1 protein-coding gene and 2 pseudogenes are annotated in these 2,897 nt (G+C 74.3%); 1 reads left to right on the forward strand and 2 read right to left on the reverse strand.

Going from position 1 to position 2,897, the window contains the following annotated elements; translation table 11 throughout:
* Positions 1 to 770, reverse strand: a pseudogene (locus EAD98_RS26410) (hypothetical protein); the annotation flags it as partial.
* A 219-nt stretch (positions 771 to 989) separates the two neighbouring features.
* Here EAD98_RS26410 and EAD98_RS26415 point away from each other — a divergent pair.
* Positions 990 to 2,054 carry an NAD-dependent epimerase/dehydratase family protein gene (locus EAD98_RS26415; RefSeq protein WP_121656684.1) on the forward strand — a complete coding sequence of 355 codons (1,065 nt, stop codon included), beginning with the start codon at positions 990 to 992 and terminating at the stop codon, positions 2,052 to 2,054.
* A gap of 547 nt (positions 2,055 to 2,601) precedes the next feature.
* Here EAD98_RS26415 and EAD98_RS26420 read toward each other — a convergent pair.
* Positions 2,602 to 2,897 (reverse strand): annotated as a pseudogene (locus tag EAD98_RS26420) (hypothetical protein); the annotation flags it as partial.

Here is a 2,897-nt window from a genome sequence, read left to right on the forward strand (position 1 = left end):
GGCCCGAGCCGCCCGACCCGGCCGACCTGGTCGCCGCGCCGGCTGACCGTCGCTGGCCCGGGTCGCGCGGCGACCAGGTCGTCCGGGTCGGGCGGCTCGGGCCGGGTCGCGGCGCGGGGGGTACGCAGCTCCGCGCCGAGCGGGCGGGACCGCAGCGCGGTGATCAGCCGGGGCAGCTTGACCACGACGTGCGCCACGAACGCGCCGGTGAAGATCCAGGCGCCGAAGTAGTGGGCGGTGTAGAAGTCGAAGCCGAACAGGTAGGCGTACTGGATGTTGAGCAGGCCGGTGGCGATCTGGAACAGGATCCCGCCGACCAGGAGCAGCAGGGTGAGCCGTTCCAGCACCTGGGCGAGCGAGCGGGCCGGTGGCCAGTTGAACAGCTTCGGGATCACCGACCAGAGCTTGCCCAGCACCACCGGGATGAGCACGATCCCGAGCGTCACGTGCAGCCCCTGGGTGACCCGGAACAGCCAGGACGGCCGGGTCGGCCAGTCGAACGTGGGCAGCCGTAGCCAGCCCACGTCGCTCGGGAACGCCTGGTCGAACCGGGGCCCGTAGGCGGCGTAGTCGAGCAGCCCGGTGACGATCACCAGGGGCAGCGTGACCAGCAGCGTCGTCCCGTACACGGCGGTGAGCCAGGGGCCGCGCAGCGGACTGCGCCAGCTCCGGTCGGCCGCGTCCACACCGGGCGGCCGGTGCCGGTCCAGGGCGCGCCAGAACCGGCGGGGCGTGCCGTAGCCGTCGGCGTCCGACGTGGGCGCGTCGATCCCGCCGGCGTCCGGGCCGGGCCTGCTGGTCGCCACCGCTGCTCCTTCCTCGGCGGGGTGCACTGCGGGCAGGCTAGACCGCGCCGGTACGCCCCGGCCGGGTTTGCCGCATTACCGAACGCTTACCGGGGCGTCCCCGTCGGCCGGGCTGTTGCGAACTCCTTACGGGTCGACCGAACCGACCCACCGGCCGCCGTTCCCGCCCTAGCGTGACCGGGTATGCGGGTACTGGTCACCGGCGCGGCCGGGTTCATCGGGTCGCAGGTCGTCGACCTGCTCATCGAGCAGGGTCACGAGGTGGTGGCGTTGGACGCGCTGCTGCCGCAGGCGCACGGCGGGGAGTTGCCCACCTGGTCGCGTCGGCACGACGTGGTGCGCGGCGACGTTCGTGACGGCTCGCTGCTGGACCGGCTGTTGGCCGGGGTGGACGCGGTCTGCCACCAGGCGGCGATGGTCGGGCACGGCGTGGACCCGTCCGACGCCCCCGACTACGTCACGCACAACGACTACGGCACGGCGGTGCTGCTGGCGGCGCTGCACCGGGCCGGGATCGGCCGGCTGGTGCTGGCCAGTTCGATGGTGGTCTACGGGGAGGGTCGCTACGCCTGCCCGGGCCACGGCACGGTGCGTCCGGCGCCCCGGCGGGCCGAGGACGTGGCGGCCGGCCGGTACGACCCGACCTGCCCCCGCTGCGGCCTGGGGCTCGACCCGTTGCTGGTGCCCGAGGACGCCCCGCTGGAGCCGCGCAGCACGTACGCGGCCAGCAAACTCGCCCAGGAGCACCTGGCCGCGGCGTGGGCCCGGCAGACCGGCGGCGCGGTCTGGGCGTTGCGCTACCACAACGTCTACGGCCCCCGGATGCCCCGCGACACCCCGTACGCCGGGGTCGCGTCGATCTTCCGGTCCGCGCTGGCGGCCGGCGAGGCCCCCCGCGTCCTGGAGGACGGCCGGCAGCGGCGCGACTTCGTGCATGTCACCGACGTGGCGCGCGCCAACCTGCTGGCCCTGACCAGCACCGCGCCGCCGGCCACACTGGTGCCGGTGAACGTCTGCTCGGGCGAGCCGCACACGGTGGGGGAGTTGGCGGTCACCCTGGCCGAGGCGATGGGCGGACCGCCACCGCAGGTGGTCGGTGGAGCCCGCGTGGCCGACGTGCGGCACGTGGTGGCCGACCCCCGCCGGGCCGCCGACCTGCTCGGCTACACCGCCCGGGTCGGCTTCGCCGAGGGGGTGGCCGGCTTCGCCACCGACCCGCTGCGGGAACCGGCCACGCTGGCGCGCTGACCGCTCGCCCAGGGCGGCGATGGTCGGCCCGTCCACGGAGACTTGCCGGTTGATCGACTCGGTATCGCCGATATCGGGGCATCAGGAAACCCCGGACACCGCGACATCCCCGATATCGAGTCGATCACGCCAGAAGGGGGCAATCGTCAGGCGATCCCGGCGAGCTGGTCAACGAGCGCGATACCTCAGAGGCATATTTATGACTCACAGGTATACCGCTCACCACAGCTACCCCCCCCCGGAGCGACGCTTGCCGGACCCGCGCAGCGATCGGAACCACACCGAACAACCCGCCGGGACTCAGGGCACGCCGGACCCCGCGCAGGGATCACGACGGACGGCGACCACCGATGGGGTGGGGCCCGCCGTGCCCGGCGCAGGGATCAAGCCTGACCGCCCGGAGCTGGGCACGGCGGGCCTCACCCCACCCCGCGCACCCCGATCGAGCTACAACGGACGGCAAGGCCGATGGCCCTTCCGGTGTGCGCCGCACAGGTCGAGGCCGCAGGGTGCCGCCCGAGGCGGGAGGTTGGTGCCGCGCCGGCGGCTACGACACGGTCCAGACCAGGTGGTTCACCGCCAGCGCGGTGGCCGCCTGACCGGCCAGCCACCAGCGTCGCGAGCCGGCGGGCAGCCAGGCGGTGGCGACCAGCAGCCAGACGATGAACGGTAGCCAGATCCGCTCCACCTCCGCCTTGCTCAGCCCGGACAGGTCCGCGCCGAGCACCGCCACCACGGCGGCCAGCGGCAGGACCACGGTCGGTCCGGCCGTGCGTACCGCCGCTGCCGCCGGGGCGACCAGCCGGCCGGCGGCCCGCCAACCGCTCGCCGCCGCGCCCGGAC

The sequence above is a fragment of the Micromonospora sp. CV4 genome, assembly GCF_003667455.1.
Taxonomy (GTDB): domain Bacteria; phylum Actinomycetota; class Actinomycetes; order Mycobacteriales; family Micromonosporaceae; genus Micromonospora.

Bases quoted from the DNA above. Each gene is read 5' to 3' on its own strand.
- EAD98_RS26415 (WP_121656684.1), top strand. From the start codon at position 990: ATGCGGGTACTGGTCACCGGCGCGGCCGGGTTCATCGGGTCGCAGGTC.